Annotated in this window: 24 protein-coding genes and 1 pseudogene; 16 read left to right on the top strand and 9 right to left on the bottom strand. The window is 69.6% G+C overall.

The genetic code is table 11. The annotated features are described in order from the left end of the window. Positions 1 to 125: 125 nt before the first annotated feature. Positions 126 to 2096, top strand: coding sequence for a copper resistance CopC/CopD family protein (locus B5557_RS23310; protein ID WP_079661295.1), 1971 nt, complete (start codon positions 126 to 128; stop codon positions 2094 to 2096). Positions 2097 to 2111: 15 nt separating this feature from the next. On the opposite strand, the gene B5557_RS23315 is transcribed toward B5557_RS23310, so the two are convergent. After that, a complete protein-coding gene (locus B5557_RS23315) occupies positions 2112 to 2603 on the bottom strand; it encodes an acyl-CoA thioesterase (protein ID WP_079661296.1) in 492 nt (163 codons plus the stop codon). Between the two features lie 63 nt (positions 2604 to 2666). After that, positions 2667 to 3824 (bottom strand): macrolide family glycosyltransferase, encoded by a 1158-nt coding sequence (locus B5557_RS23320; RefSeq protein ID WP_079664947.1) that lies wholly within the window; start codon positions 3822 to 3824, stop codon positions 2667 to 2669. A 337-nt stretch (positions 3825 to 4161) separates the two neighbouring features. Between B5557_RS23320 and B5557_RS23325 the strand changes: the two genes are divergently transcribed. Together B5557_RS23325 and B5557_RS43840 are read left to right on the top strand one after the other, a co-directional pair. Further along, positions 4162 to 5541 (top strand): wax ester/triacylglycerol synthase domain-containing protein, encoded by a 1380-nt coding sequence (locus tag B5557_RS23325; RefSeq protein ID WP_099936501.1) that lies wholly within the window; start codon positions 4162 to 4164, stop codon positions 5539 to 5541. 93 nt (positions 5542 to 5634) lie between these two features. After that, the gene (locus B5557_RS43840) at positions 5635 to 5778 is read left to right on the top strand and encodes a hypothetical protein (RefSeq protein WP_159424422.1); all 144 of its coding nucleotides are present in this window, start codon (positions 5635 to 5637) and stop codon (positions 5776 to 5778) included. Positions 5779 to 5851: 73 nt separating this feature from the next. Here B5557_RS43840 and B5557_RS23330 read toward each other — a convergent pair whose 3' ends face one another. Beyond that, positions 5852 to 7087 carry an SWIM zinc finger family protein gene (locus B5557_RS23330; RefSeq protein ID WP_231976010.1) on the bottom strand — a complete coding sequence of 412 codons (1236 nt, stop codon included), beginning with the start codon at positions 7085 to 7087 and terminating at the stop codon, positions 5852 to 5854. Continuing rightward, positions 7084 to 9930 carry a DEAD/DEAH box helicase gene (locus tag B5557_RS23335; RefSeq protein WP_079661298.1) on the bottom strand — a complete coding sequence of 949 codons (2847 nt, stop codon included), beginning with the start codon at positions 9928 to 9930 and terminating at the stop codon, positions 7084 to 7086. The genes B5557_RS23330 and B5557_RS23335 overlap by 4 nt, the downstream gene beginning before the upstream one ends. A 209-nt stretch (positions 9931 to 10139) precedes the next feature. Between B5557_RS23335 and B5557_RS23340 the strand changes: the two genes are divergently transcribed. Beyond that, complete coding sequence (locus tag B5557_RS23340) at positions 10140 to 10388, top strand: calcium-binding protein (protein WP_231976011.1); 249 nt, start codon at positions 10140 to 10142, stop codon at positions 10386 to 10388. Between the two features lie 84 nt (positions 10389 to 10472). Here B5557_RS23340 and B5557_RS23345 read toward each other — a convergent pair whose 3' ends face one another. Then, positions 10473 to 10898 (bottom strand): hypothetical protein, encoded by a 426-nt coding sequence (locus tag B5557_RS23345; protein ID WP_079661299.1) that lies wholly within the window; start codon positions 10896 to 10898, stop codon positions 10473 to 10475. Continuing rightward, the gene (locus B5557_RS23350; protein WP_079661300.1) at positions 10895 to 11173 is read right to left on the bottom strand and encodes a CopG family transcriptional regulator; all 279 of its coding nucleotides are present in this window, start codon (positions 11171 to 11173) and stop codon (positions 10895 to 10897) included. The genes B5557_RS23345 and B5557_RS23350 overlap by 4 nt, the downstream gene beginning before the upstream one ends. Before the next feature lie 235 nt (positions 11174 to 11408). On the opposite strand from B5557_RS23350, the gene B5557_RS44115 reads away from it, so the two are divergent. From B5557_RS44115 to B5557_RS23395, 9 genes and pseudogenes are all read left to right on the top strand, one after another. Beyond that, positions 11409 to 11762, top strand: a complete 354-nt coding sequence (locus tag B5557_RS44115) for a hypothetical protein (protein WP_162499665.1) — start codon at positions 11409 to 11411, stop codon at positions 11760 to 11762. Further along, complete coding sequence (locus B5557_RS23355) at positions 11759 to 11980, top strand: hypothetical protein (RefSeq protein ID WP_231976012.1); 222 nt, start codon at positions 11759 to 11761, stop codon at positions 11978 to 11980. Before B5557_RS44115 ends, B5557_RS23355 begins: the two co-directional genes overlap by 4 nt. Positions 11981 to 12104: 124 nt before the next feature. Continuing rightward, positions 12105 to 12392 (top strand): annotated as a pseudogene (locus B5557_RS23360) (tyrosine-type recombinase/integrase); the annotation flags it as partial. A gap of 309 nt (positions 12393 to 12701) precedes the next feature. Continuing rightward, positions 12702 to 13304, top strand: a complete 603-nt coding sequence (locus B5557_RS23365) for a hypothetical protein (protein WP_079661301.1) — start codon at positions 12702 to 12704, stop codon at positions 13302 to 13304. A 249-nt stretch (positions 13305 to 13553) separates the two neighbouring features. Next, a complete protein-coding gene (locus B5557_RS23370) occupies positions 13554 to 13988 on the top strand; it encodes an NUDIX domain-containing protein (RefSeq protein WP_079661302.1) in 435 nt (144 codons plus the stop codon). Positions 13989 to 14421: 433 nt separating this feature from the next. Beyond that, positions 14422 to 14607: a hypothetical protein gene (locus B5557_RS23375; protein ID WP_099936505.1), complete on the top strand. Its 186-nt coding sequence runs from the start codon at positions 14422 to 14424 to the stop codon at positions 14605 to 14607. A gap of 1171 nt (positions 14608 to 15778) precedes the next feature. Continuing rightward, positions 15779 to 17044, top strand: coding sequence for an IS21 family transposase (gene istA, locus B5557_RS23385; protein WP_079657744.1), 1266 nt, complete (start codon positions 15779 to 15781; stop codon positions 17042 to 17044). Then, positions 17044 to 17904 carry an IS21-like element helper ATPase IstB gene (gene istB, locus B5557_RS23390; protein WP_079657743.1) on the top strand — a complete coding sequence of 287 codons (861 nt, stop codon included), beginning with the start codon at positions 17044 to 17046 and terminating at the stop codon, positions 17902 to 17904. Before istA ends, istB begins: the two co-directional genes overlap by 1 nt. Before the next feature lie 160 nt (positions 17905 to 18064). Beyond that, the gene (locus tag B5557_RS23395) at positions 18065 to 18700 is read left to right on the top strand and encodes an SMI1/KNR4 family protein (protein ID WP_231976013.1); all 636 of its coding nucleotides are present in this window, start codon (positions 18065 to 18067) and stop codon (positions 18698 to 18700) included. Between the two features lies 1 nt (position 18701). Here B5557_RS23395 and B5557_RS23400 read toward each other — a convergent pair whose 3' ends face one another. The 3 genes from B5557_RS23400 to B5557_RS23410 are packed head-to-tail and all read right to left on the bottom strand — an operon-like array spanning position 18702 to position 19961. Continuing rightward, the gene (locus B5557_RS23400; RefSeq protein WP_079661304.1) at positions 18702 to 19085 is read right to left on the bottom strand and encodes a hypothetical protein; all 384 of its coding nucleotides are present in this window, start codon (positions 19083 to 19085) and stop codon (positions 18702 to 18704) included. After that, positions 19079 to 19507 carry an ATP-binding protein gene (locus B5557_RS23405; protein ID WP_079661305.1) on the bottom strand — a complete coding sequence of 143 codons (429 nt, stop codon included), beginning with the start codon at positions 19505 to 19507 and terminating at the stop codon, positions 19079 to 19081. The genes B5557_RS23400 and B5557_RS23405 overlap by 7 nt, the downstream gene beginning before the upstream one ends. Positions 19508 to 19553: 46 nt before the next feature. After that, positions 19554 to 19961 (bottom strand): NUDIX hydrolase, encoded by a 408-nt coding sequence (locus B5557_RS23410; protein WP_079661306.1) that lies wholly within the window; start codon positions 19959 to 19961, stop codon positions 19554 to 19556. A 109-nt stretch (positions 19962 to 20070) separates the two neighbouring features. Between B5557_RS23410 and B5557_RS23415 the strand changes: the two genes are divergently transcribed. The 3 genes from B5557_RS23415 to B5557_RS23425 all read left to right on the top strand — a co-directional run bounded on the left by B5557_RS23415 (position 20071) and on the right by B5557_RS23425 (position 22764). Further along, positions 20071 to 20859 carry a GntR family transcriptional regulator gene (locus B5557_RS23415; RefSeq protein ID WP_079661307.1) on the top strand — a complete coding sequence of 263 codons (789 nt, stop codon included), beginning with the start codon at positions 20071 to 20073 and terminating at the stop codon, positions 20857 to 20859. Between the two features lie 169 nt (positions 20860 to 21028). Further along, positions 21029 to 21385: an SCO3933 family regulatory protein gene (locus B5557_RS23420; RefSeq protein WP_079661308.1), complete on the top strand. Its 357-nt coding sequence runs from the start codon at positions 21029 to 21031 to the stop codon at positions 21383 to 21385. Beyond that, positions 21385 to 22764, top strand: coding sequence for an FtsK/SpoIIIE domain-containing protein (locus B5557_RS23425; RefSeq protein ID WP_079661309.1), 1380 nt, complete (start codon positions 21385 to 21387; stop codon positions 22762 to 22764). Before B5557_RS23420 ends, B5557_RS23425 begins: the two co-directional genes overlap by 1 nt. Positions 22765 to 22843 lie beyond the last annotated feature (79 nt).

Below are 22843 nucleotides of genomic sequence, written 5' to 3' on the forward strand. Positions count from 1 at the left end.
ACGGAGCGGTTGACGTGAGCGAAGGGCGCGATGGCGGACGACGGCACGGCGGTGGCGGCCGAGGCGGCGCTGGTCGGCACGGGGGTGAGTGGCACGGGCGCGGACGAAGGAGACTTCAGGGGCTGGTGCTGCTGGGCACCGTGCTGGTCCTGCTCCTCCTGGGCGGCGGACCGGCCTCGGCGCACGCGGCCCTCCGCAGCGCCGACCCCGCCGACGGCAGCGTCGTCAAGACGGCCCCCGACTCCATCACCCTCACCTTCACCGAGTCGGTAGGCCTGCTCGACGACTCCTTCCGCGTCTTCGACCCCGACAACCAGCGGTTGAAGACCGGCAAGAGCGAGCACGCAGACGGCCGCGCCGACACCGCGCGGATCACGCTGCCCGGCAAGCTGGGCACCGGCACGTTCACCGTGGCGTGGCGGGTCGTGTCGGCCGACAGCCACCCGATCGCGGGCGCCTTCACCTTCTCCGTGGGCGAACCCTCCGCGATCCCGCCGGCCCTGCCCAGCACCTCCGTGGAGAACCCGGCCACCAGCGGCCTCTTCAACATCGGCCGCTATGTCGCCTACCTGGCCGCCGCCCTGCTCATCGGCACGGCCGCCTTCGTCGCCGTCTGCCGGCCGCCCGACATCCGGCCGCTGCGCAGGCTGCTGCTGGCCGGCTGGTGGGCGCTCACCGTTTCGACGGTGTTCCTGCTGCTGCTCCGCGGCCCCTACGAGACGGGGGCCGGCCCCGCTGACGTGCTCGACCCGTCCGGCCTGACCCGCACGCTGGGCACCCGTCCGGGCCTGGCCCTGGTGGCGCGCCTCGCGCTGCTGGCGGCGGCCGCGGTCCTCCTGCTGCGGCAGCGAGGGCTGCTGAAGGAGCGGACGGCGGAGCAGCCGTCGCGCCCGGTGCTCCTGACCGGCGCCGCGCTGGCGGTGGGCCTCGCCCTGACCTGGGCCGCCGCCGAACACGCCTCGGCCGGCATCCAGGTCCCGGCGGCGATGACGTCCTCCGTCCTGCACCTGCTGTCCATGGCGGTGTGGCTGGGCGGTCTGACGGCCCTGCTCACCCTGCTCTACCGCGCGTCCGTCCCGGGGCGCGTCGTCAACGGCTTCTCCCGGCTGGCGGGCTGGTCGGTGACGGTCCTGGTGGTGACCGGCGTCTACCAGTCCTGGCGCGGCCTCGGCTCCGTGTCCGCGCTGACGGACACGACGTACGGCCGGGTCCTGCTCGCCAAACTGGCGATGGTGACGCTGTTGTTGGCGGCGGGCGCGCGCTCACGCCAGACGGTGACCACGGCGACGAGAGGGGCGAGGGGAGCAACGGAGACAACGGAGGCCAGGGAGGCGACGGAGGCGACAGAGGCAACGGAAAGGACGACGGGGAACGTGGCGGTCGAGACGGCTGACGAGCAGAAGGAAGCACGGTTTCCGGAGCCGGTGGGGGGACGGGCCGCCGTATCGGCCGCTGAATCGTCCACCGGACGGGCGGAAGGTCTGGTGCTGCCTGAGAAGCCTTCCCCCGAGAAGCCTTCCCCTGAGAAGCCTTCCGACGAGGTACCTGCCGTTGAGAAGCCCCCCGCCAAGCGGTCGGCCCTCACCCCCGCCGAGGACGCCCATCGCCGGGCGCTGCGTCGTTCCGTGCTGGCGGAGGTCGCGGTCTCCGTCGTCGTACTCGTCCTCACCACCGTGCTGACGGGCACTCTTCCGGGCCGGGCGGCGGCCGAGGCGGCTACGGCGGAGCAGTCGGCCGGGCTCCCCGTGGCCTCGGTGACCAACATCCCCTTCGAGATCGACACCCCCCGCGTCGGCACCGTCAGCGGCAAGGTGCAGGTCACCCTCGACCCGGGCCGGGTCGGCGACAACGGGCTGCAGGCCGTGGTCTACGGCCCCGACGGCGGCTTCGTGAGCGTCCCCGAGCTGCGTCTGTCCTTCAGCCTGCCCGACCAGGACATCGGCCCCATCGACGCCAAGGTCACCGACAAGGGCGGCTACTGGGGCGCCGCCGCCGTCAACCTTCCCATCCCCGGCACCTGGGAGATGAAGGCGACAGTGCGGGTGTCGGACATCGACCAGGTGAGCGAGACGAAGCCGGTACGGATCGAACGCTGAGGCACAGCGGGCCGGTCAGTGTCCGGGGCCGGCGGTGGGCGGAGTGGCGTGGCCGGCGGTGGGCGGAGTGGCGTGGCGGGCGGCGAGAGCCCGCTCGTCCTCCTCGAGCCGGCGGGCGCAGCGGGCGTCCGGGTCGTAGGCGACGGCCGTGCTCACGCAGGTGCAGAACACCCGTGCGTCGCGCGTGACGCGGCTGGTGAGCCGGAAGGACGTGCGGCGCAGGTCGCCGATGGTGGTGGTGATGGTGACCGGCTCGGGCTGCAGAAGCAGCGGCTGTGTGTAGTCGAGCTCGTGGCGTGCGTAGACGAACCGGGGGCGGATCTCCTGCCCGGGCAGCCCGGGGCGGACGTAGAACATGTCGATGTGGGCGTCCTGGATCATCTCCAGCAGCCGGGCGTTGTTCACATGCTGCATGGAGTCCAGGTCGCTCATGCGTACCTGACGGAGATAGAGGTGCGGTCGACAGTTCGGGGGGCGGATGTCGGACGCCAGGGCCTGGGTCAACATGTGTCAGCAACTCCTAGGAACGGCAGGAGGTCCGGTCTCCCGGGCCGGTGGTCGATGCCGGGATCACGGCTGGGGAAGGGCCTGCTCGATCAGGTCGGCCGCGGCCCCCGCCCCTCCCGCCGCCGCCAGCTCTTCGCGCATGGCGGACAGGCCCGCGCGGATGTCCCGGTCGGACGACACCCGCAGGACGGCCTCGCGCAGCGCCTCGGGAGTGACGGTCTCGCGCGGCAGATGGACCCCGAGCCGCAGGCGTTCGATCTGCGCGGCGTTGACCCGCTGTTCGGCCATCTGCGGGACCGCCACCAGCGGCACCCCGTGGTGCAGGGCCTCCATCGTGCCGCCCATGCCGGCGTGCGTGACGAAGGCGTCCGCCTGGGCCAGCACGGCCAGTTGGGGCACGTGCGGGTGCACCTCGACGTTCGCGGGGAGCGGCCCCAGCAGCTCCGGCGGCACGGCGGGCCCGACGGACATGACGACATGCCAGGGCAGCTCCGCGAACGCCCGGACACAGGACCGGTAGAACTCGGGCCGCCGGGTGAACTGCGAGCCCAGCGACACCAGCAGCACCGGCAGTTCCGGCAGGCCCGGTTCGCTCGGCAGGTTCGGCCGGCTCGGCCGTGGGGGCTGCCAGGTCCCCTGGTAGGAGCGGTCCCCGAGCGCGGGCCCGACGTAGGCGACGCGCCGGGCCTCGACGGTGTCCGCCCTGCGCTGGAAGGCGCGGGGGAAGAACGCGACGGCGTGTTCCGGCCGCACCAGCTCGTGCACCCGCGCGATGTCGACGCCCTGTTCCGCGAAGGCGCCCACCAGCTCGGCGAAGCCCGGGACCTGGGCGAGGCCGGGCACGCCGAAGAACTCGGGGATGATGCCGTCGTAGGCGAGATGGGTGGGCGACGCCAGGACGGTCGGCACCTCCCAGCGCGCGGCCAGCAGCAGCCCCGCGAAGGCGTACACGTCGCACAGCACCAGGTCCGGACGGTCCCTGTCGTACGCCCGGGTCAGCGTGGGCAGGGACTCCAGCGCCCCCCGGACGACCCGCGCGAACCCCTCGCCCATGTCCTCCGGCGCCTCCGAGTCGTCCACGGGGTCCGGATGGAGCACCGGCTCGGCGCCGGCCGCCTTCACCTGGTGCACGAAGTTCTCGGTGACGGTGTACGTCACGCGATGACCGCGCCGTACGAGCTCTTCGACGACCCCCAGCGTGGGATTCACGTGCCCGTGCATCGGAACGTTGAACACGGCGATGTGCGCGGGATTCGGACTAGTGCGACGAGTACCAGGCACGACACGCAACTCCTGACCGGCACCGGGCCGGGGCGGGGACTTGAGGACGGCGTCCGAACGGCAGACGCGGAGTCCCGATTAAAGGCGCTCCGACACGGTTCGTGGCCGCAAACCTGCGGCAGTGTCACCCCATCAGGGAGCCTTCACGGCCGTGCGTTGACCCCTGGGGGAGCCCTGGGACGGCCAAGGCACGTGACCGCCGGTCGGATCGGCCGTTGGGAGTACAGGACGCGGGGGGTACAGGACGTCGTCCTCGGCCCATGACAGGAGCAGCCTCATGTCCGGATCGCATCTGCCCTTGATGGAAGAGGGGATGGCCCGCTGGCCGTTCGGCCCGCCCAACGCCGGGATCGCCCTGGACTTCGTGGGCGCCCCGCCCGCGCTGGACGAACTGCGCGCGCTGGTGGAGGAACGCTGGAAGGCGTTGCCCAGGCTCACCCAGATCCTGGTCGCCCCGGGCGCGGCCTCCCGCACGGGCCTCGCCTGGTGGACCGGCCGCCACCGCTGGGCGAGCAGGGACGGCCACGATCTGGCCCAGCAGGTGGACAGCGCCGACGCCACTCTGCGGGACGCGGTACGCCAGTGGTTCCACACCCCGTTCCCCGCCGAGCGCCCGCCGTGGAGCCTGCACCTCCTGCGGGGCGCGACGGAGGGGGAGTTCTCCCTCCTCTTCCGGATGCACCACAGCCTGCTCGACGGCCGCTCCCTGACCACCCTCCTGCGCGCCCTCCTCGACGACGGCGAGCCGCTGGACGGCGCCGCCTCCCTCGCGATCCCCGGCCCCCGCAGACGCATGGTCAGCCCCGGCACGACCGCCGGCGGCCCGCCCGGCCTGCTGACCACGGGCCGCGCGGTACCGCTGCCGCACCGGGGTGCGCGGGAGCACGCATACACGGTCGTAGCGCTGCGCGCCGAGGTCCTGCGGGCCGCGCGGGAAGCCGTTCGCACCGGAGGAGCCGAATCGGCCCGCCCGGCGACCACCAACGAGGTGTTCCTGGCGACGGTCTCCGGAGTCCTGCGCGCCTGCCTGTCCGCCGGCGCCGCCTCCGACACCGCGGCCGCAGCCTCCGGCGACGCTCACGGTGATGGCGGTGGCTGCGGTGACGGCGACACGGTTTCGGGGGCACGGCAGGTCTGGCTGTCCGTCCCGGTCGACGAACGCCCCGACGACTGCGGGGAGTTCCTGGGCAACGCGTTCGCCAACGTCCGGGTCCCCGCCCCGGTGACCCTGTCCGACCCGACGGCCCGACTGTCGGCCTGCACCGGCCTGCTCACCACGGTCACCCGGCCCCGGCGCACCTCCGAGAGGCTGGTCGAGGGCACACTCGCGGCGCTTCCCGCGGCGACCCTGGCCCTGGCCGGCGGAAAGATCTTCGCGCCCGCGTACGCGCCGGCCGCCTGCTCCTACGTCCATCTGCGCGAGCGTGGCCGGACCCTGGCCGGACGTCCCCTTCGCCACCTCACCATCGTCCCGATGGTGCCCCCCGCCGACACGGCCACCTTCGCCCTCGGCGGCTGCACCCAGGGCCACACCCTGAGCGTCGCCACCAACTCGGGCAGTGAGGACGCCGTACTCCTGGCAGAGAGGTTCCTCGACGAACTGAGCCTCCTCGCGGAGGGCTCCCGCCGACCGGACACCGCCCGGGTCAGGCGGTGAGTTGTGCCTGCGGGGTCCCGTCCACCGCCGGGTGCCCCCGCCCGTGGACCGGGCGACGGGCATGCGGGCAGCCGTGCCGGGAACTCGGCGGCCATGGGTCCCAACCATGACGAAGCCCCCCTCGGCGACGTACTGTCCGACGGAGGGCTCGACGACCGGCTGTCCCGGGGCCGGGTGCTGGAGCGGGCCGAGGCGCTGATGGCCGACGCGGTGCACGCGCGACATCGTGCCCGGTGAGGCACTGGCGGAGGATACGAGATTCGAACTCGTGAGGGGTTGCCCCCAACACGCTTTCCGGGGTATCGCCTCCTTACTCCCCGTTCTGCGACCAGGCCGCGGTGAGCGCGGTGACCGGGTCACTGTCGGCTGGTGCGACGGGCCACCATTCGCCGTCGTCGTCCTGGAGGTAGGGGTACCAGCGGGCGTCGGGGCCCAGACGCAGCTGGATGCCGTGGTGGATGAGGGTGAGGCGGTTGCGCCAGGTTCTGAGGTGTGTGGGGGAGTCGGTCATCTCGGCGAGGGCCGCGTCCAGGGCGGTGCGGGCGGCCTTCATCACCGTCGGGTCGGGGGCGTAGGGCTGTTCGGCGACGGTGATGCCCGTGGGGCCGCCGTGGCGCCAGGCGCGGGTGAGGCGTGCGAAGACAGTGGGTTTGGTGCCGGTGTTCTGGATCAGGTGGTGGAACCACTCGGGTCCGGGGTTGCTTGCGGCGATGCGGACGGCGTCCTGGTGCTGGGTCAGGTGCAGGTCGGCGGTGTCGCCCTCGAGGAGCCGGGCGGCGCGCGCGGTGGCGTCGGCCATGAGGCGTTCCAGGTCCGCGGCGGCCAGGCCGGTGCCGGCTGGCGGGGCGACGGGCAGTGCTGTGGTGTGGGCAGCGGGTTCCGGGAGTTCGGGCAGTTCGGGCGGCTCTTCGGCCCAGTGGGCGTACGCGGCGGCGGCCGGGATGCCGGCCGGTGCCGGCGGGGCGGCGGTCTCCTGTGCTGCCGTACGGAGTGCGCGCAGCTGGGCGAAGACCTCCTCACGACCCCGGCCGCGCAGCGTGAAGAGCACGAACGGGTCGGTGTCGATGGTGGCGGCGATGGCATAGCAGAGTGCGGCGGCGTGCTTGCAGGGGTATCCCCAGTCGGGGCAGGAGCACTCCGGATCGAGCTCGGTGGGCAGTGGGAGCAGTGGGACGCCTGCGTGCCGGGCGTCGTCCACGAGTTCGGCGGGCATCTCGTCGTCGAGAAGTGCTGCGAGATGTCCGGCGCGGGCCGCGATCGTGTCGAGCAGGGTGTCCCACTGAGGGTCGGTGAGGACGGGCAGGTGGACTGAGGAGCGGTACGGGCGTGGGCGGCTGCCCTGGACAGCGGCATTGACCCTTCCCGGAGCGACGGTGACCGGGCCGACCATGCCTTTGCGGGCGTAGGTGCGTCCGCGCGAGAGCCGTCCTGCGTCCAGGGTGGAGTCCTCCAGGGCGGCCACCCATGCCTGGCCCCACCAGGTCGCGGCGAAGGCTCGCTTGCCGCGGGCGGGCGCACGGCGCTGGCCGGGGACAGCGGGGCTCATGACTGCCTGCCCAGGGCGACGAGTTCGGCGAGGTCGGCGTCGGACAGTTCGGTCAGGGCTGCCTCGCCGGAGCCGACGACGGCGTCGGCGAGGGCGCGCTTGGCTTCGAGCAGCTTCGCCACCTTGTCCTCCACGGTTCCCTCCGCGAGGAGCTTGTGTACCTGGACGGGTTTGTCCTGGCCGATGCGGTAGGCACGGTCGGTGGCCTGGTCCTCGACGGCCGGGTTCCACCAGCGGTCGTAGTGCACGACGTGAGTGGCGCGGGTGAGATTGAGTCCGGTGCCCGCCGCCTTCAACGACAGCAGGAACACCGGCACTTCACCGCGCTCGAAGCGGTCCACCATCTCCTCGCGCCGCGCGACGGGGGTGCCGCCGTGCAGGAAGAGAGCGGGGACGCCGCGCTCGGCCAGATGCTTCTCCAGCAGAGCCGCCATCTGTTTGTACTGCGTGAAGACCAGCACGGATTCGCCTTCGGCGGTGATGGTGTCGAGAAGTTCGTCGAGCAGGTCGAGCTTGCCCGAGCGGCCCCGCAGGGGAGTGGACTGGCGCAGGCTGTGCTCTCTCAAATACTGGGCGGGGTGGTTGCAGATCTGCTTCAGCGCGGTGAGCAGCTTGAGCACCAGACCGCGCCGGGCGATGCCCTCCGACTCCGCGATCTTCGCCATGGTCTCGCGGACCTGTGCCTCGTACAGGCTCGTCTGCTCGGCCGTCAGCGGGACGACGTGGTCGGTCTCGGTCTTGGGCGGCAGTTCGGGCGCGATGCCGGGGTCGGACTTCTTGCGGCGCAACAGGAAGGGACGTACGAGACGGGACAGGCGCTCGGCTGCCTCGGGATCCTCGCCCGCCTCGATGGCGCGGGCATGCCGGTCACGGAAGGCGGTGAGTGTGCCGAGGAGCCCGGGGGTGGTCCAGTCGAGCAGTGCCCACAGCTCGGAGAGGTTGTTCTCCACGGGGGTGCCGGTGAGAGCGACGCGGGCGCGGGCGGGCAGGGCACGCAGTTCGCGGGCGGTGACGGCGTAGGGGTTCTTGACGTGCTGGGCCTCGTCGGCGGCCACCAGCGACCAGGCTGTCTCGGCCAGCACTTCGCGGTCGCGGCGCAGCACCCCGTAGGTGACCAGGACGATCTCGTCGCCGGCCAGGTCCTTGAGGTGGCGGTCGCCGCCGTGGTAACGGCGTACGGGGGTGAGCGGGGCGAATCTGGCGGCCTCGCGCTGCCAGTTGCCGAGCAGGGAGGCCGGGCAGACGACAAGGGTGGGGCCCGCGGTGGTGGGGTCGCTCTGGCGGTGCAGGTGCAGAGCGAGCAAGGTGATGGTCTTGCCCAGGCCCATGTCGTCGGCGAGACAGCCGCCGAGGCCGAGTGCGCACATCTCGGCCAGCCAGGCCAGGCCCCGCTTCTGGTACTCGCGCAACGTGGCCTTGAGGGCGGCGGGCTGGGGCACGGGGGTGCGGGACTCGGGGTCGCGGATACGAGCGACCAAGTCGCCGAGCGCACCGACCGCCGCACAGGGGACCCGGTCACCGTCCCTCCCCCAGCCTCCGGCCGGGGGGACCCCCATCTCGCTTCGCTCGGCCTCGCCGGTCAGCGCGGCGCTCAACGCCTCCATGGGGGTGAGCGGTTCCATCCGGCGGCGCCTGGCGCGGGCCACCAGCTTCGGGTCGGCGACCACCCACTGGTCGCGAAGCCGGACGAGGGGACGGCGTGACTCTGCGAGAGCATCCATCTCGGCCTCGGTGAGCGGCTCGCCGCCAAGGGAGACCTGCCAGCGGAAGTCGAGGAGCGCCTCGGTGTCCAGCAGGCCGCCTGCGGTGGAACCGGGGGCGGTGCGCTGCCCGATCTCCGCGGTCGCGGTGAGCGCCTTGACCAGTTCGCGCGGCCAGTGCACGTGGACACCGGCCGCGCGCAGCGCGTCCGTGGCGTCCCCAAGGAGATCGAAGGCTTCGTCGTCGGTCAACCGGAGCTGATCGGGAGCGGCATCGTTGAGCAGCCTCCGCAGCGGGGACCAGGCGCGGGCGCCTCGGCGCAGGGCGAGAAGGGTCTCGGTCTCGGCGCGTGGGCCGAGCAGCCGCTCCACTTCGGTCGGCTCGCTCCAGAGCCGTGCGGCCTCGATGACGAGCGCTGGGTCCGCCGCGGTGTGCAGTTGCAGGACGGCCCGGAACTGCCGTCGGCGTCCTTCGGGTACGTCGACGCGCAGGGAGACACTGACCTCGGCGGTGAGCGCCGCCTGGGTTTCCTCGGCCCATTCACGCAACGTCGGCACGGCGCGGGCCTCGCGCCAGGCGTACGGCAGCGCTCCCATGGCGAGTGGCGCGGCCGGCGTACGGACCAGATCATCGGCGACCGCGTCGCAGAACTGGCGTACCAGCGCAGCCGGTTCGGCGATCCGTACCGGAGCAGGGCCAGGCTCGGGCAGGCAGTGGGCGTGTGGCGGGAAGGCGGCGGCCAGGGCGTCCAGCGTCTGGCGCTGGGCGGCGGTAAAGGGACCCACTTGCCAGGTGTCGTAACCGGCGGGGGTGAGCGCCGGGTGGAGGCGGCCGTCGGCGAGCAGCCGCAGCGCGAAGCGAGTGGCGGCCTGCCAGGCGGCGCCGGAGGGATGCGTCGGCTCCGCATTGGCCAGGGCGGAGACAGCGACGGCGACAGGCAGCGCGTAACCCTCGACCCTGCGCCGCCTGACCGAGCGGCCGTGCGGCAGGACCAGCTCCACCGCCTCGGTCTCAAGGCCGGTGGGCGCCATACTGTCTCCGGCTGCTGCCCCGGTCGGCTTCCACAGCAGCAGCCGCCCAAGGCGGGCGGGCTCACCGGGCAGGAACACCGCCGCCCAGCCGGCGCCGAGCAGCTCCCTCACGAAGGCGGATGTTTCCTGCCGGGCCAGCGGCGGTGTGTTCCTCGCGCCCGTACTCGGCTCTCGTACGACGACTCGTGCCACTCTCTTCCGCCCTGTCGCTTGCCGGACCCTCCCCTGGGCCGCGCTCACTACCGAACCCCACCAGGCAATGTCACACGCCGGCAACCGCGGGCCTTGACTTGACTGCTGGCGACGGCGCCACGGCGGATATGCCACTGCCGAACACACCGGTCCTCAACCGTACGGTGCAGCACTACGGCGAGGCCATGAGCACCTGGGACCCAGCCGCGCCGGAGGCGTTGATCGAAGAGGCCACCGTCGACGCCTACGGCGAGGATGAGCAGGTCACCGGCTTCTTCACGATGATCGAGGAGAGCCTTGCCGTGCCGTTCAGCACGACTGTTCTCGGCGTCGACGTGAGCGTTCGCCTGGTTCGGGGCGGGACGGGTGCGTTCTGACCTGGGGCGGAGTAGGCCATCGGACGGATGGTGGACGGCGCCGGACGGCGACGGATGAGACCAGAACTGAGACCAGGGCGCCGGTCATACTCGCTTGACGACGATCGATTCCGGAACCAGCTTCTCCAGGTCGTCCTCGTCCGATGTGAAGATGGTGACTTGCCCTTTCTGCTGTCGGGCGATGATGGCGAGCACCGCGTCGATCGCGTACTTGTGGCCGTGAAGCTTGGCGTCGGACAGGAGTCGGCGGGCCTGGCGGGCCTCGTCCTTCCCGATGTCGGCGACTTTGAGCCGGGAGAGCACCCAGTCCCAGCGCTGCTCGGTGGTTCTGGCGTCGTACGCCTCCACCAGCGTCATGGGCGACGTGACCACTTCGGCTTCGCCCCGTGCTGCGAGATCGAGCCAGGCGATCATCTTCCGGTCGCCACGCACAGCGAGGGACAGGGCTTCGCAGTCGAGTACGAAGGCGCGCAGTGGCCGCTGCCCGTGATCTCTGGCTCGCTTGGTCACGCGGCCTCTCCGGCGTTGTGTCCTCCGGCGGTGAGGCGGCGCTCGTGCTCGGCGTCGAGATCTTCCAGCTCCGAGAGTGCTGCTGCGCGCTCGTCCTCGGTGACCGCGCCGTGTTCCTCCTGCAGCCAGTCGACCAGTTCCAGCAGTCGGTCCCGATCGCGCTTGAATCGCAGTGCTTCGGCGACGTACGCCGAAAGTCCCCGCTCAGCCGCCTCGGCGCGGATCTCGTCCAGGAGATCTTCGGGGATCGTCACCGTTACTTTCTTGGTTGCCATACAAGTCACCATACTCTTGGTGTGAATGCCCCTACCAGATTGGCGTGACCCGTAGGGCAAGGAGGCCAATGACCAATCCGTGAGCCCTGCCCATGCGTGATCGCCGACTCGTACCGCTTCACTCGGCCACCGCGTGCCGTTCACTCTCATCAGCGCATGCTGCGTCGGATGAGGATGGTTGTCCTTCGCGGTGGTGAGTCTCCTGCCGTTGAACGGAACGACAGGAGGAGAGTCCATGTCCCTGCTGCCTTCGGCAGACGTCTTCAGGTCGATCGAGCTAAAGGTTCCGCAGCTGCTCGGTGGACAGTTGGTCTGTCCACATGTACCCGGGGAGAGATGTTCGGTCGGCGAGCACCTCACGCTCTCGGAGGCGAAGGAAGCAGCGGCACGGGATGCCGCTGATGCTGCTGTGCGGGATGCGCTGTGGCGGTGCGTGGGGCGCGATGCCTGCAGCGACGTGCCGAACTTGGCTCAGCGTGGCCAGTTGCTCGCGTTGTACTTCATCATCCCCTACCTGCGGAAGTCGGCCGCGAGAGTCTCAAGGAGGCTCTGCGTCGATGTCGCCCGCACAGCCTTGTCGACCGTGTGAGACTCCTTGACGACGGCTACTCGCCCATCCGCAACGAGTCGGACATCCAGGCGGTCGGTGAGGTGGACTCTTTGCTGCGGGAGCGCATCAGCGGCGAACGCATGGGCGCTACCTTGCACCGCCTCGGGCTCTTGGGCGCGTTCCTCGCCTCGGGTTCGGGGCAGGTGCCCGAGGGCGAGTCCGACGAACTCGACGGACTGCAGAAGGAAGCCGAGTGAACCCGAGCGCAAGGCGACTGTCGCAGTGGCTGGGCGAGCCAATGCCCCTCCGCAAGGTGGCAGATCTCCTCGGGGTCGACGCAGCGAAGGCGTGCGGACGTGCCCGGTGAGGCACTGGCGGAGGAGTGACTATCACGACTGGAAGCGACTGCTCGAAGACTCGGGGGTTCGGAACGCCCGGTTGCACGACGCCCGGCACACGGCCGCAACCGTGCTCATGCTGCTCGGTGTCCCGGACCGAGTCATCGATCAGATCATGGGGTGGGAGCCGGGCACGTCCGCGAGCATGCGGGCGCGGTACCTCCACGTGCCGGACGCCATGCTCAAGGATGTCGCCCGGAAGATCGCCGTAGCCATCTGGGGAACCCCGGAAACACCCGCTGTGGACAAAAACCAGGACAACGGGAGCTGAGGACAACGTCGAAGGGCCCCACCTTGCGGTGGGGCCCTTCGACATCGTGCCCGGTGAGGCACTGGCGGAGGATACGAGATTCGAACTCGTGAGGGGTTGCCCCCAACACGCTTTCCAATTGTGTTGGTGGGGCCTCGGGCATTGTGCAGGGGTGTTCACCTGCGTTCATGGACGGTTGGCCGGTGGGGCGCACCCGCCTTCTGGTCCGGTATGAACGGCCGTGAACGGGGCTGAATGAGACGGAAACTGAGACGGAGCCTGCGCATAACTCGGGTGACGGCTGGCTGCGGTCGGCGCTAGCGTGCGGCGGTGATCAGCAATGAGGGAGTACGCCTGGGTGCGGAGGCCGCACATCGCCTGGCACAGACAGGCCTCTATGAGTTCGAGGCGGGGCTGACGGAGGCCGAGTTCACGCGCATCGAGCGCGAGTACGGCTTCGAGTTCGCGGACGATCACCGAGCATTCCTTGCGGCCGGGCTCCCGGTCAACGTCCCTCCTGAGGAAGGGCAGACCTGGTCCAGACCATGGCCTGAGTGGCGGGGCGGTGACCTGGACAGCTTGCGTCAACAGCTCGACGGGCCGGTCGAGGGGGTTCTGTTCGACGTTGAACACAACGGGTTCTGGCACGAGAGCTGGGGTGAGCGTCCAGCTGATGGGACGGTGGCACTGGCAACAGCGCGGCATCAACTGGCGGAGGTGCCGCTACTGGTGCCCGTGTATGCCCACCGATACCTGCCGGCTGGCCGGGGAAGCTTCGGGCACCCAGTGCTCTCGGTGTGGCAGACCGACGTCATCTATTACGGCCTGGACCTGGTCGACTACATGCACCAGGAGTTCGACGAGGCTCGGGGCGAGGTCGACGAGAGCTGGAACCCCCGAGCGACGGTCCCCTTCTGGAAGGACTTGCTCTGACTCTTCGGGGAGCCTGCGCGTACGGCGGGCGCCCTCAGCTTGGGAAGCTGCGGGCATTTGTGACTGTTCCGGCCGCTGACCTGGGCGAACGATGAGGGAGCGGCCCTGTCGGGTTCGGCTGCTTTCACCGTGGTTCCTCGCTGTTCCCCGCTCGTTCTGGTGCGCTAGTGGTGCGCACCGGGCCCATCCGTAATCCAGCCTGCTCGGTTCAGGCCTTCTCGCCGGGGCGGGCGCACTACCGTCGGGCATATGAAGGTCCGTCACAACGTACGTGCGGTTCTACTCGATGGCGGTCAGCTGGTGTTCCTGCGCCGAGGATGGCCGGGCGGCACCTCCTACTACACGACCGTCGGTGGGGGCGTCGAAGCTGAGGATGCCGACCTTGAAGCGGCTCTACGCCGTGAAGTGATGGAAGAGATCGGTGCCACGATCGGCCCGGCGAGCGAGTTCCTGACCTTGACCGAGCCGGGCGACAAGGTCACCGTCATCCAGCACTTCTTTCGCGCTGACGTGCTGGACATGGATCTCAACCGCCGTAGCGGCCCCGAGCTCGACGATCCCGACATAGGCAACTTCTCACCTATACGAGTCACGTTGGACGCGTCAGCCGTGCAAGCACTCGAACTCCATCCGCCCGAACTCGCCGACTACCTACAGGAGCACGCTGAGACTTGGGGTGCTTGAGGGGTGGCGCCATCGTCAATCCTCGGGCGATGACTGCATCGTCCCGAAGCAGCTTGGGCGGGCGCCTGACCTTGGGTCGATGTGCTGCTCACCTGCGCCGATGGTCCGCTGACGTCCGCCCTCGTCCGCAGTTGTTTGCTGGCGTTGTCACGCTGTTAGACACGCACCCTGTGCGGCTTCCAGCGTGCGGGATCAGGCACGTCAGCTGAGTTCTCCGCTTGGGCATGGTGCGTCCAGTGTCGGAAGTCCAATCGGGTGACCTGCGGCTGTCGCTCGCTACGACTGTCACTAGCCGTCGTCACCGGTCGCCACTGAGTGGCCTCGGACGGCCCCGGGACGGCCCAGAGACAGCGTGGGATAACGCGTTGACGTGGCTGTGGAGGTGGGGTGTGATCACCCTATGGGTCCTGGCAACAGCGAGATGGATGCAGGCGTGGCTGACGACACGATCGTCGCTGGGCGGATCATCCTCGGACTGAAGACGCTACGTGATCATCTCGGCTGCTCTCTGCATGAAGCCCTGGACGCCTACGTTGCGTGCTATGAGGTGCTGCGACGGGAACGCCCAGCCGACTTCACCAAGAGTCACGAGGAGTACTGGGCGAACTTCTACTCATGACCCAATGGACGATCTTGAAAACCGTCGTGGCGCGAGTCATCGTGGGTTCAAATCCCACACCCACCGCAGTGGTTGAGAGCCTCTGACCAGCAGGGTCGGTCGGGGGCTCTCCTCGTTGCTCCTCGCTGTGAGTGTCCGTTGTTCCCCGTGATTCCCCGCCTGATCGGGCACGGGAGGGGCACGGATATTCCGAGCATGAGCAGCCGGACGGGTCGCATACTGACGTCATGCTCTCGCCATTGCGGTTCCGAGACGCTCGGCACACGAAGTACCACTTCATTGACCGTGTGCTCGTGCGCTGTCCGAGGTGCGCCGGGATTGCACACGTTGTCCCGGCGGTGTCTGCGACCGATGGCTCGGTTCCCTCGGTGTTCGCGCGCCGCTGTTTCGTCTGTCGGGCGTGCGGTCTGACTCGGGATGCGGCCGGGAGAGGGTTTCGCCTCTTCCGGGGGCGCGGTGAAGCTACAGATCCGTACTTCGGGCTGCCGCTGTGGTTGCAGGCAGAGACGCGGCACGGCTGGTTGTGGGCCTACAACCCAGAGCACCTGGAGCTGCTCCGGCAGTTCGTGCAGGCGCCGCTGCGTGAAAGGGTCCCATGGGATGCGCAGGTCAAGAAGATGACGGTTGTCGCGCGGCTACCAACCTGGATCAAGAGCGCAAAGAACAGAGGTGAGGTCCTGCGCGCCATGGGCCGCGTCTGCTCGGCTCTGCCTGGGTCGATGGTGGACGGGATGGGAGCCCCCAACGCTCGCCACGATGTGCCCGCGGCCGGGAACGGCGCCCCCTCCCACCCGGTGCCGACGATCCCCCGCCGGAGGCATCGTCTGTGACCGTGGGCCGCGAACGTGTCGGGTGCTCGACTCATGTCCCCCGGGCCTGTCCACTGTGGGCGGGCGTCGGCGCAGCCGGGGCGGAGCGGGCCGAAGGCAGGAGCGGCGCCCCGAGCGGAGCCGGGAAGCCCGCCCGGCGGAGCGGAGCGCAGCCGGGTGCTTGAACCAGTAGAGAAAGTTGCAACTCAGTCGGGCCTGAGAAGCTGTCCGGTCTCGGGAGATGCTTGACATTCTCGGCAACGGGTGAAACGAGGGCCACGGACGGCGGATGAAAAGTGAGCCACTCTGCGATCTCTTGATCATCCTGACTTCACTGGTGCTGAGGTCGGGAGGAAGAGAGGGTGATCCACGTGGAGGACTGGGCTGAGATCCGCCGCATGCACCGGGTGGAGGGGCTGTCGGCTCGTGCGGTGGCCCGTCAGCTGGGGATCTCCAGGAACACCGTGCTGCGGGCTTTGGCCTCGGACCGTCCGCCGCGGTATCGGCGGGCGCCGAAGGGCTCGGCGGTGGACGCGGTGGAGCCTGCCGTGCGGGAGCTGCTGAAACAGACGCCGACGATGCCCGTGACGGTGATCGCGGAGCGGATCGGCTGGGAGCGGGGGCTGACGATTCTGCGGGAGCGGGTGCGTGAGCTGCGGCCGGCTTATCTGCCGGTGGACCCCGTCTCGCGGACGGTCTATGAGCCGGGTGAGCTCGCGCAGTGCGACCTGTGGTTCCCGGCCGTGGACATCCCGCTCGGTTACGGCCAGAGCGGGCGGCCGCCGGTGCTGGTCATGGTGTCCGGTTATTCGCGGGTGATCACGGCTCGGATGCTGCCCTCACGGCAGACGGGCGATCTGATCGACGCCCACTGGCGGCTGCTGACCGCTTGGGGAGCCGTGCCGAAGATGCTGGTCTGGGACAACGAAGCCGGAGTCGGCAAGGGACGCCTGACCAGCGAGTTTGCCGCGTTCGCGGGCCTGCTCGCCATCCGGGTGCACCTCTGCCGGCCCCGGGACCCGGAGGCGAAGGGCCTGGTCGAGCGCGCGAACGGCTACCTGGAGACCAGCTTCCTGCCCGGCCGCCTCTTCTCCGGCCCGGACGACTTCAATGCCCAGCTGACCGCCTGGCTGCAGATCGCCAACCGGCGCCATCACCGCGTCATCGACGCCCGGCCGATCGACCGTTGGGAGCGCGACCGGGCGTCGATGCTCGCCATCCCGCCCGTCGGCCCGCCCCACTGGTGGCCGCTTCGCACCCGTCTGGGCCGGGACCACTACATCCGCGTCGACACCAACGACTACTCCGTCCACCCCCGCGCGATCGGCCACATCGTCACGGTGCACGCCGACACCGAGGAGATCACCGTGACCTGCGGCGACGACCTGGTGGCCCGTCATGCCCGCTGCTGGGCCAGGCATCAGAGCCTGACCGACCCCGAGCACGCCGCGGCGGCCCGGAACCTGCGCGGTGAGGTGATCCACCAGCAGGCGGCCCGGGCGGCCACCGCCAGGGCCGCGGCCCTGGCCCCCGACAGCCTCGGCATCGAGGTCGAACAACGCGAGCTGGGCACCTACGACCGCATGTTCACCCTCATCGAGGGCGGCGGCGGGAAGGAGGACACCTGATGGCCCCAACCACCGCCCCCGCGAAAACACACCCTCCCACCGCGGACGCGGCCGGCGCGGCCAAGCCCGACGGCCAGAGCGCCCGCACGGGCCGGCAGACCGCCGCCGACCTGGCTTTCCTCGCCCGTGCCATGAAGGCCCCGGCCCTGCTGGACGCCGCCGAGCGCCTGGCCGAACGCGCCCGCACCGAATCGTGGACCCACACCGAGTACCTGGTCGCCTGCCTGCAGCGCGAGGTCTCCGCCCGCGACTCCCACGGCGGCGAGGGCCGCATCCGCGCCGCCCGCTTCCCCGCCATCAAGACCATCGAGGAGCTCGATCTCACTCATCTGCGTGGTCTGACGCGCCAACAACTCGCACACCTGGGAACATTGGACTTCATAGCGGCCAAAGAGAACGCCGTCTTCCTGGGACCGCCGGGCACCGGCAAGACCCACCTGGCGACCGGACTCGCCGTCCGGGCCTGCCAGGCCGGCCACCGGGTCGCGTTCGCCACCGCCGCCCAGTGGGTCGACCGCCTTGCCGCCGCCCACCAGAGCGGCCGGCTCCAAGACGAACTGGTCAAGCTCGGCCGCTACCCGCTGATCGTGATCGACGAGGTCGGCTACATCCCGTTCGAGGCCGAGGCCGCGAACCTGTTCTTCCAGCTCGTCTCGAACAGATACGAGAGAGCCAGCGTGATCGTCACCTCGAACAAACCCTTCGGACGCTGGGGAGAGACCTTCGGCGACGAGACCGTCGCCGCCGCCATGATCGACCGACTCGTCCACCACGCCGAGGTCCACTCCCTCAAAGGCGAGTCCTACCGCATGAAGGGCCGCGAACTCGGCCGCGTCCCCACCGCCACCGACAACGACTGACGAACAACCGAGGCCGCACAGTGGCTCACGATTGAACCGTTCGAACTGGTCCCAAATTCAGCCGTTGCCGACAGACATTGCGGCTTCACCTGAGACCCGACACTCTGGGTTGTCGGTGCGTGCAGCTACGGTGAGGGTCCAAGCTGATCGAAGGAGCGCCGTGGCCGCCGAGAGCTCTTTGAAACCGCTGCTTAGCCTTGTGCACGCTGAGCATGGGGCAGACGAGCAAGTGGACTGGCGTGCGGCCGAAGAGGCGCTTGGGGTCGACCTCCCCAGCGACTACAAGGCGTTCATGTCCGTCTATGGCGCGGGTGACATCGGAGAACTCGGCATCCTGGGGCCGCTGCCGGTCGACTACATGCAGTGGGACCCTGGCAGCATCCTGGACGGCATCCCTGGATTCCGGGGCCTGTGGGATAGCGAGGGCGGCATCCCCGGCACCGCCGCAGACAGCAGCTCCGTCCTGCCTTGGGGCTCCGGCTGCAATGCCAATGAGTTGGGTTGGCTGATGCAGGACTCGGACCCCGACAAGTGGCCCGTGGTGGTCTGGCGTCGGCAGATTAGTTACGGCGACTCGCGATGGAAGCTCTTCGATTGCGGCATGGTCGACTTCCTGGTCAGAATGATGCGAGCCGAATTCGATGACTGCCCTCTCGGTGACGCCTCTCTCTGGGGTAGGACTGCTCCCTTCGTGCACTGGCGCGAGCAGCAGCGACGTTGGCTTGCGGGTCTCGACCCCGAGACGGGCGAGCCGGACCCCATCGTGCAGGACTTTCTTCAGTGGCCGGCGCCCTGACTCAGTCGGCGGCACGGGGCTTGAAGTCGTTGGCACCGGCTGGGAGTTCGCGACCTTGACGGTGCGCGAGTGGCAGGAAGAGTGCTGGTCGGACTGTCCACGTGATGCGCGTATTGACGTGGGTGATGGACACCGTCCAGGGCTCGCGGCGCAAGAGGGCTCGTCTCGTGTCGATGCGGTCGTCGTGGAGTCGTGTCCACGCTTCCTGCGAAGCAGCCGTGTCGAGTGCGGGTGAGATGGTGCGCAGGATCGTCGCCACCCAGTTGTTCGCCTCGACCGCCGAGTACGCGTCGAAGGATCCGAAGATCATCGGCGGGCGTTGTCCGTCCAGCCGTTGGGTCCAGCATTCGCACCAGAAACCGGGCCTGGTCGTTGTCCTCAGCACGGGTGCCCTCCTCGTCGTACGGCCGTGAAGAGCTCCGCGGTGACCGTGCGGCCGGCCTTGCTGTCGTGGACGACGACTCGGTGGGCGATCGCGCTGACCATGCCGAGACCCCGGCCGTGTTCGGCGTCCTGGTCCTGGTGCTCGAACTTCGGGGCCGTGCCCGTGCCTCCGTCGTCCGTCACTGATACCGCGACCACCTGCGCCGAGACAGCGACGGCCAGGTGGAAGACGCCGGACTCGCGCCCGCTGGCGGTGTGGAGGATCGCGTTCGCGCTCAGCTCGCTCACGATCAGCTCGACGTCTTCGGCAAGAGGGGAGCCACGCAGGACATCGCGCGTCCAGCGTCGGGCCCGGCTGACCTCTTCCGGGAAACCTGGGCAAGACAGTCCCCAGACCCGGAGACTACTCGTATACTCGTGCATACAAGTTCCTTCATGCAGGTAGGCCGCCATGTGCAGCGGGTTCGGGCTAGACGAGTTTCACGCCGTCGTGGGCGCGGATGGCCGGCGGGGACGCCGCGTCGAGTGCGTCTATGACGCGGATCGCGTACGCCTCGTCGGCGAGTTCGGAGACTTCTTCACGGGTCACCCAGCGCAGTGCGCGGGTCTCGTCGCCGGTGGTAGGCGTGCCGTCGGCCGCCTCGCAGCGGAAGACCAGCGAGACGATCAGGCCCGTCATGTTCTTGTAGACGCCGGTGAGGGTCGCGGGGAGCGCGATCTTGATGCCGGTCTCTTCGAGGACTTCGCGCTGAAGGGCTTCAGGAACGGTTTCCTCGCGTTCGAGGATGCCGCCCGGCGGTTCCCAGTGACTGTTGTCTCGGCGCTGGATCAGGAGGGCTCGGCCCCGGTTGTCGACGACGACCCCGGCCACGCTCACGGAGTGCGGGCGTTCTGTGCTCACGTTCCTCGGCCCTCTCGGATGGCTAGGCTCTCCACCGTAGCAACAACACTCGCCCACTCGTCTAGATACCTAAAGGAGTACACACGTGAGCCCTCTTTCTTCGGGCCTGCTCGGTGATCTCGACCCCACGAGTGATCGTGCGGTCTTCCGGCAGATCGCCGACCAGCTGCGGGACGCCATCGACCGTGGGCGATTCCGGGAGGGCGAGAAGCTGCCCTCGGAAGCTGAGCTCGTCGACCACTACGGGGTCTCCCGGATGACGGTCAGGAACTCCTTCTCCATCCTCCAGGGGGAGGGCCTGGTCCACGCCGAGCACGGCAAGGGCGTCTTCGTCCGGCCGCGTCCGCCCGTGCGACGGCTCGCCTCCGACCGGTTCGCCCGTCGCCACCGTGAGCAGGGGAAGTCGGCGTTCATCGTCGAGGCGGACACCGTCGGGAGCCATCCACAGGTCGACAGCCTTGAGGTCAAGGAGGAGAAGGCCAGTCAGGACATCTCCACGCGGCTCGGGTCCGTGCGGCGGGTGCTCGCACGTCGGCGCCGCTATCTCCTCGACGGCCGACCGGTCGAGTTCGCCACCTCCTACCTGCCGCTCGACATCGCCCGCGGCACTCAGATCGCCGAGCCCAACCCCGGTCCCGGCGGCATCTACGCCCGTCTCGAAGAGCTGGGCCACCGCCTCGACCACTTCGAGGAGGAGATCCGCGCGCGGATGCCTTCGCCCGACGAGGTGCGCACGCTGCGACTGGCGGCCGGCGTACCCGTGATCCACCTGATCCGGACCGCGTTCGACACCGAAGGGCGACCCGTGGAGGTCTGCGACACGGTCATGGCGGCGGACGCCTACGTCCTGTCGTACCAGCTCCCGGCCACGTGAGCCGGTGATGGGCGGTGGTGCGCGGGGACGCTTCCTCCAACTCGTACACCCCAACACGCTTACTCGTATAGACGAGTGGGCAAGTTGTGTGTCAGAGTGATCGTCGTGAGCCCGCGAAATCGGGTTCGCAGATCGCATCTTGTATAGACGAGTAGATAGGAACGCAACTGTGCGCACCATCCGTGTGGAGACCTCCGCCGCGACGATCCTCCTGACGGAGGCTCCCGAGCCGAAGGTCCGCGACCGGCAGACCGGCGAGATCGCCAAGGACGCCGTCAGCGGTGAGGCGCTGATGACCATCGGCGTCGTCTACATCGAGGACGGGGAGTCCTCGCTGATCAAGGTCACCGTCCCTGAGGGCGGTGTCTCGGAGGGGCTGAACCTCGGTGCGCCGGTCTCGCTGCCGGGGCTCGTCGCCCGGCCGTGGGAGTCGGTGTTCAACGGGCAGCAGCGTCACGGCATCGCCTTCCGTGCCGCCGCCGTCACCCCGGCCGCGTTCCCGGCCGCCATGGGGGCCTCGGCCTGATGTCCGATCTCGCGACGCTTCTGGAGGTGGGTGGTCCTGTCGCCGTGCTCGGCGGTGGGGCCGCCTACACCCGGGCCAACCACCCGGCCCTGTACTGGTCCGCCGTCGGCGGGCCGATATCCACCGTCCGGCTGCTCAGCTCGTACGCCTCGGTCATGGAAGCCTGCGGCCTGACCGTCGCGCCGTCCCGGCTGAGCATCCTCGCCGTCAAGGCCACGACCCGGCGGGAGGTGCGGCCCGTCCCGCCTCGCCGGGGCATCATCCGGCCCACCTCGACCGGCTTACGGCTCCGTCTCCGCCTCGCCCCGGGACAGGAACCCGCCGACGTCGCCGCCTCGGCCGAACGGCTGAGGCACGCCTGGGGCGTCCACGCCGTCTACGTCACTACCGTCAAGCCGGGCGTCGTCGAACTGCGGCTGGTCGGCTTCGACGTCCTGCGCAAGGTGCGGATGCCGCGCAAGCTCGACGGCGGGTTCCTCAAGGTGCCGGTCGCGCTGAGGGAGGACGCTATGCCCTTCGTACGCGACTACCGGGCCGTTCCCCACCAACTCACGCTCGGCGCAACGCTGTCGGGCAAGTCCATGTACCTGCGGCACCTGGTCACCGGACTCGCCCGTCACGACGTCGCTCTCGTCGGCGTCGACTGCAAGCGCGGGGTCGAGCTAGCTCCGTTCGCCTCGCGCCTCTCGGCACTCGCCACCGACCCGGACGAAGCCGCAGAGCTCCTGCCCGTCCTGGTCAAGGAAATGGAGGATAGATACGACCTGATCAAAGCCCGGCAGGGCATCGCCCCCAGCACCCCCGACGAAGAGATCACCTCCGACATCTGGGGGCTGCCCGAGAGCGAACGACCCGTGCCCGTCGTCCTGTTCGTCGACGAGGTGGCCGAACTCTTCCTCACCGCCACCCGCAAGGACGAGGAACGCCGCGACGAGATGGTCACCCAGCTCATCCGCCTCGCCCAACTCGGCCGCGCGGCCGGCATCTACCTCGAAGTCTGCGGGCAGCGCTTCGGGGCCGAACTCGGCAAGGGCGCGACCATGCTCCGGGCCCAGCTCACCGGCCGGGTCTGCCACCGCGTCAACGATGAGGCCTCCGCGAAGATGGCTCTGGGCGACATCGCGCCGGAAGCCGTCCTCGCCGCCTGCGCCATCCCCGCAGAGCGCCCCGGCCTCGCGGTCGCGGGCGACACCTCCGGCGGCTGGTCCCGCATCCGCACCCCCTACCTCTCCCTCGGCGACGCCGCTGACGCCTGCCGGGAGACGGCCCACCTGGTGCCGGACCTGCCCGCGCTGAAGCCCTTCCGGCCCTACGTGCCCGTACCGCCGCCCGTCGAGCAGCCGAGGCCTGTCGTCCAGCCGCGCCCCGTCACGGACTGAGCCCGCTCCCGCCCCGGTCGGCGTGACCGTCTCGCGCCACGTCCATACCCCTCCCATGCCTGAACCCGGAAGGAGACGC

The organism is Streptomyces sp. 3214.6 (genome assembly GCF_900129855.1).
Lineage (GTDB): Bacteria > Actinomycetota > Actinomycetes > Streptomycetales > Streptomycetaceae > Streptomyces > Streptomyces soliscabiei.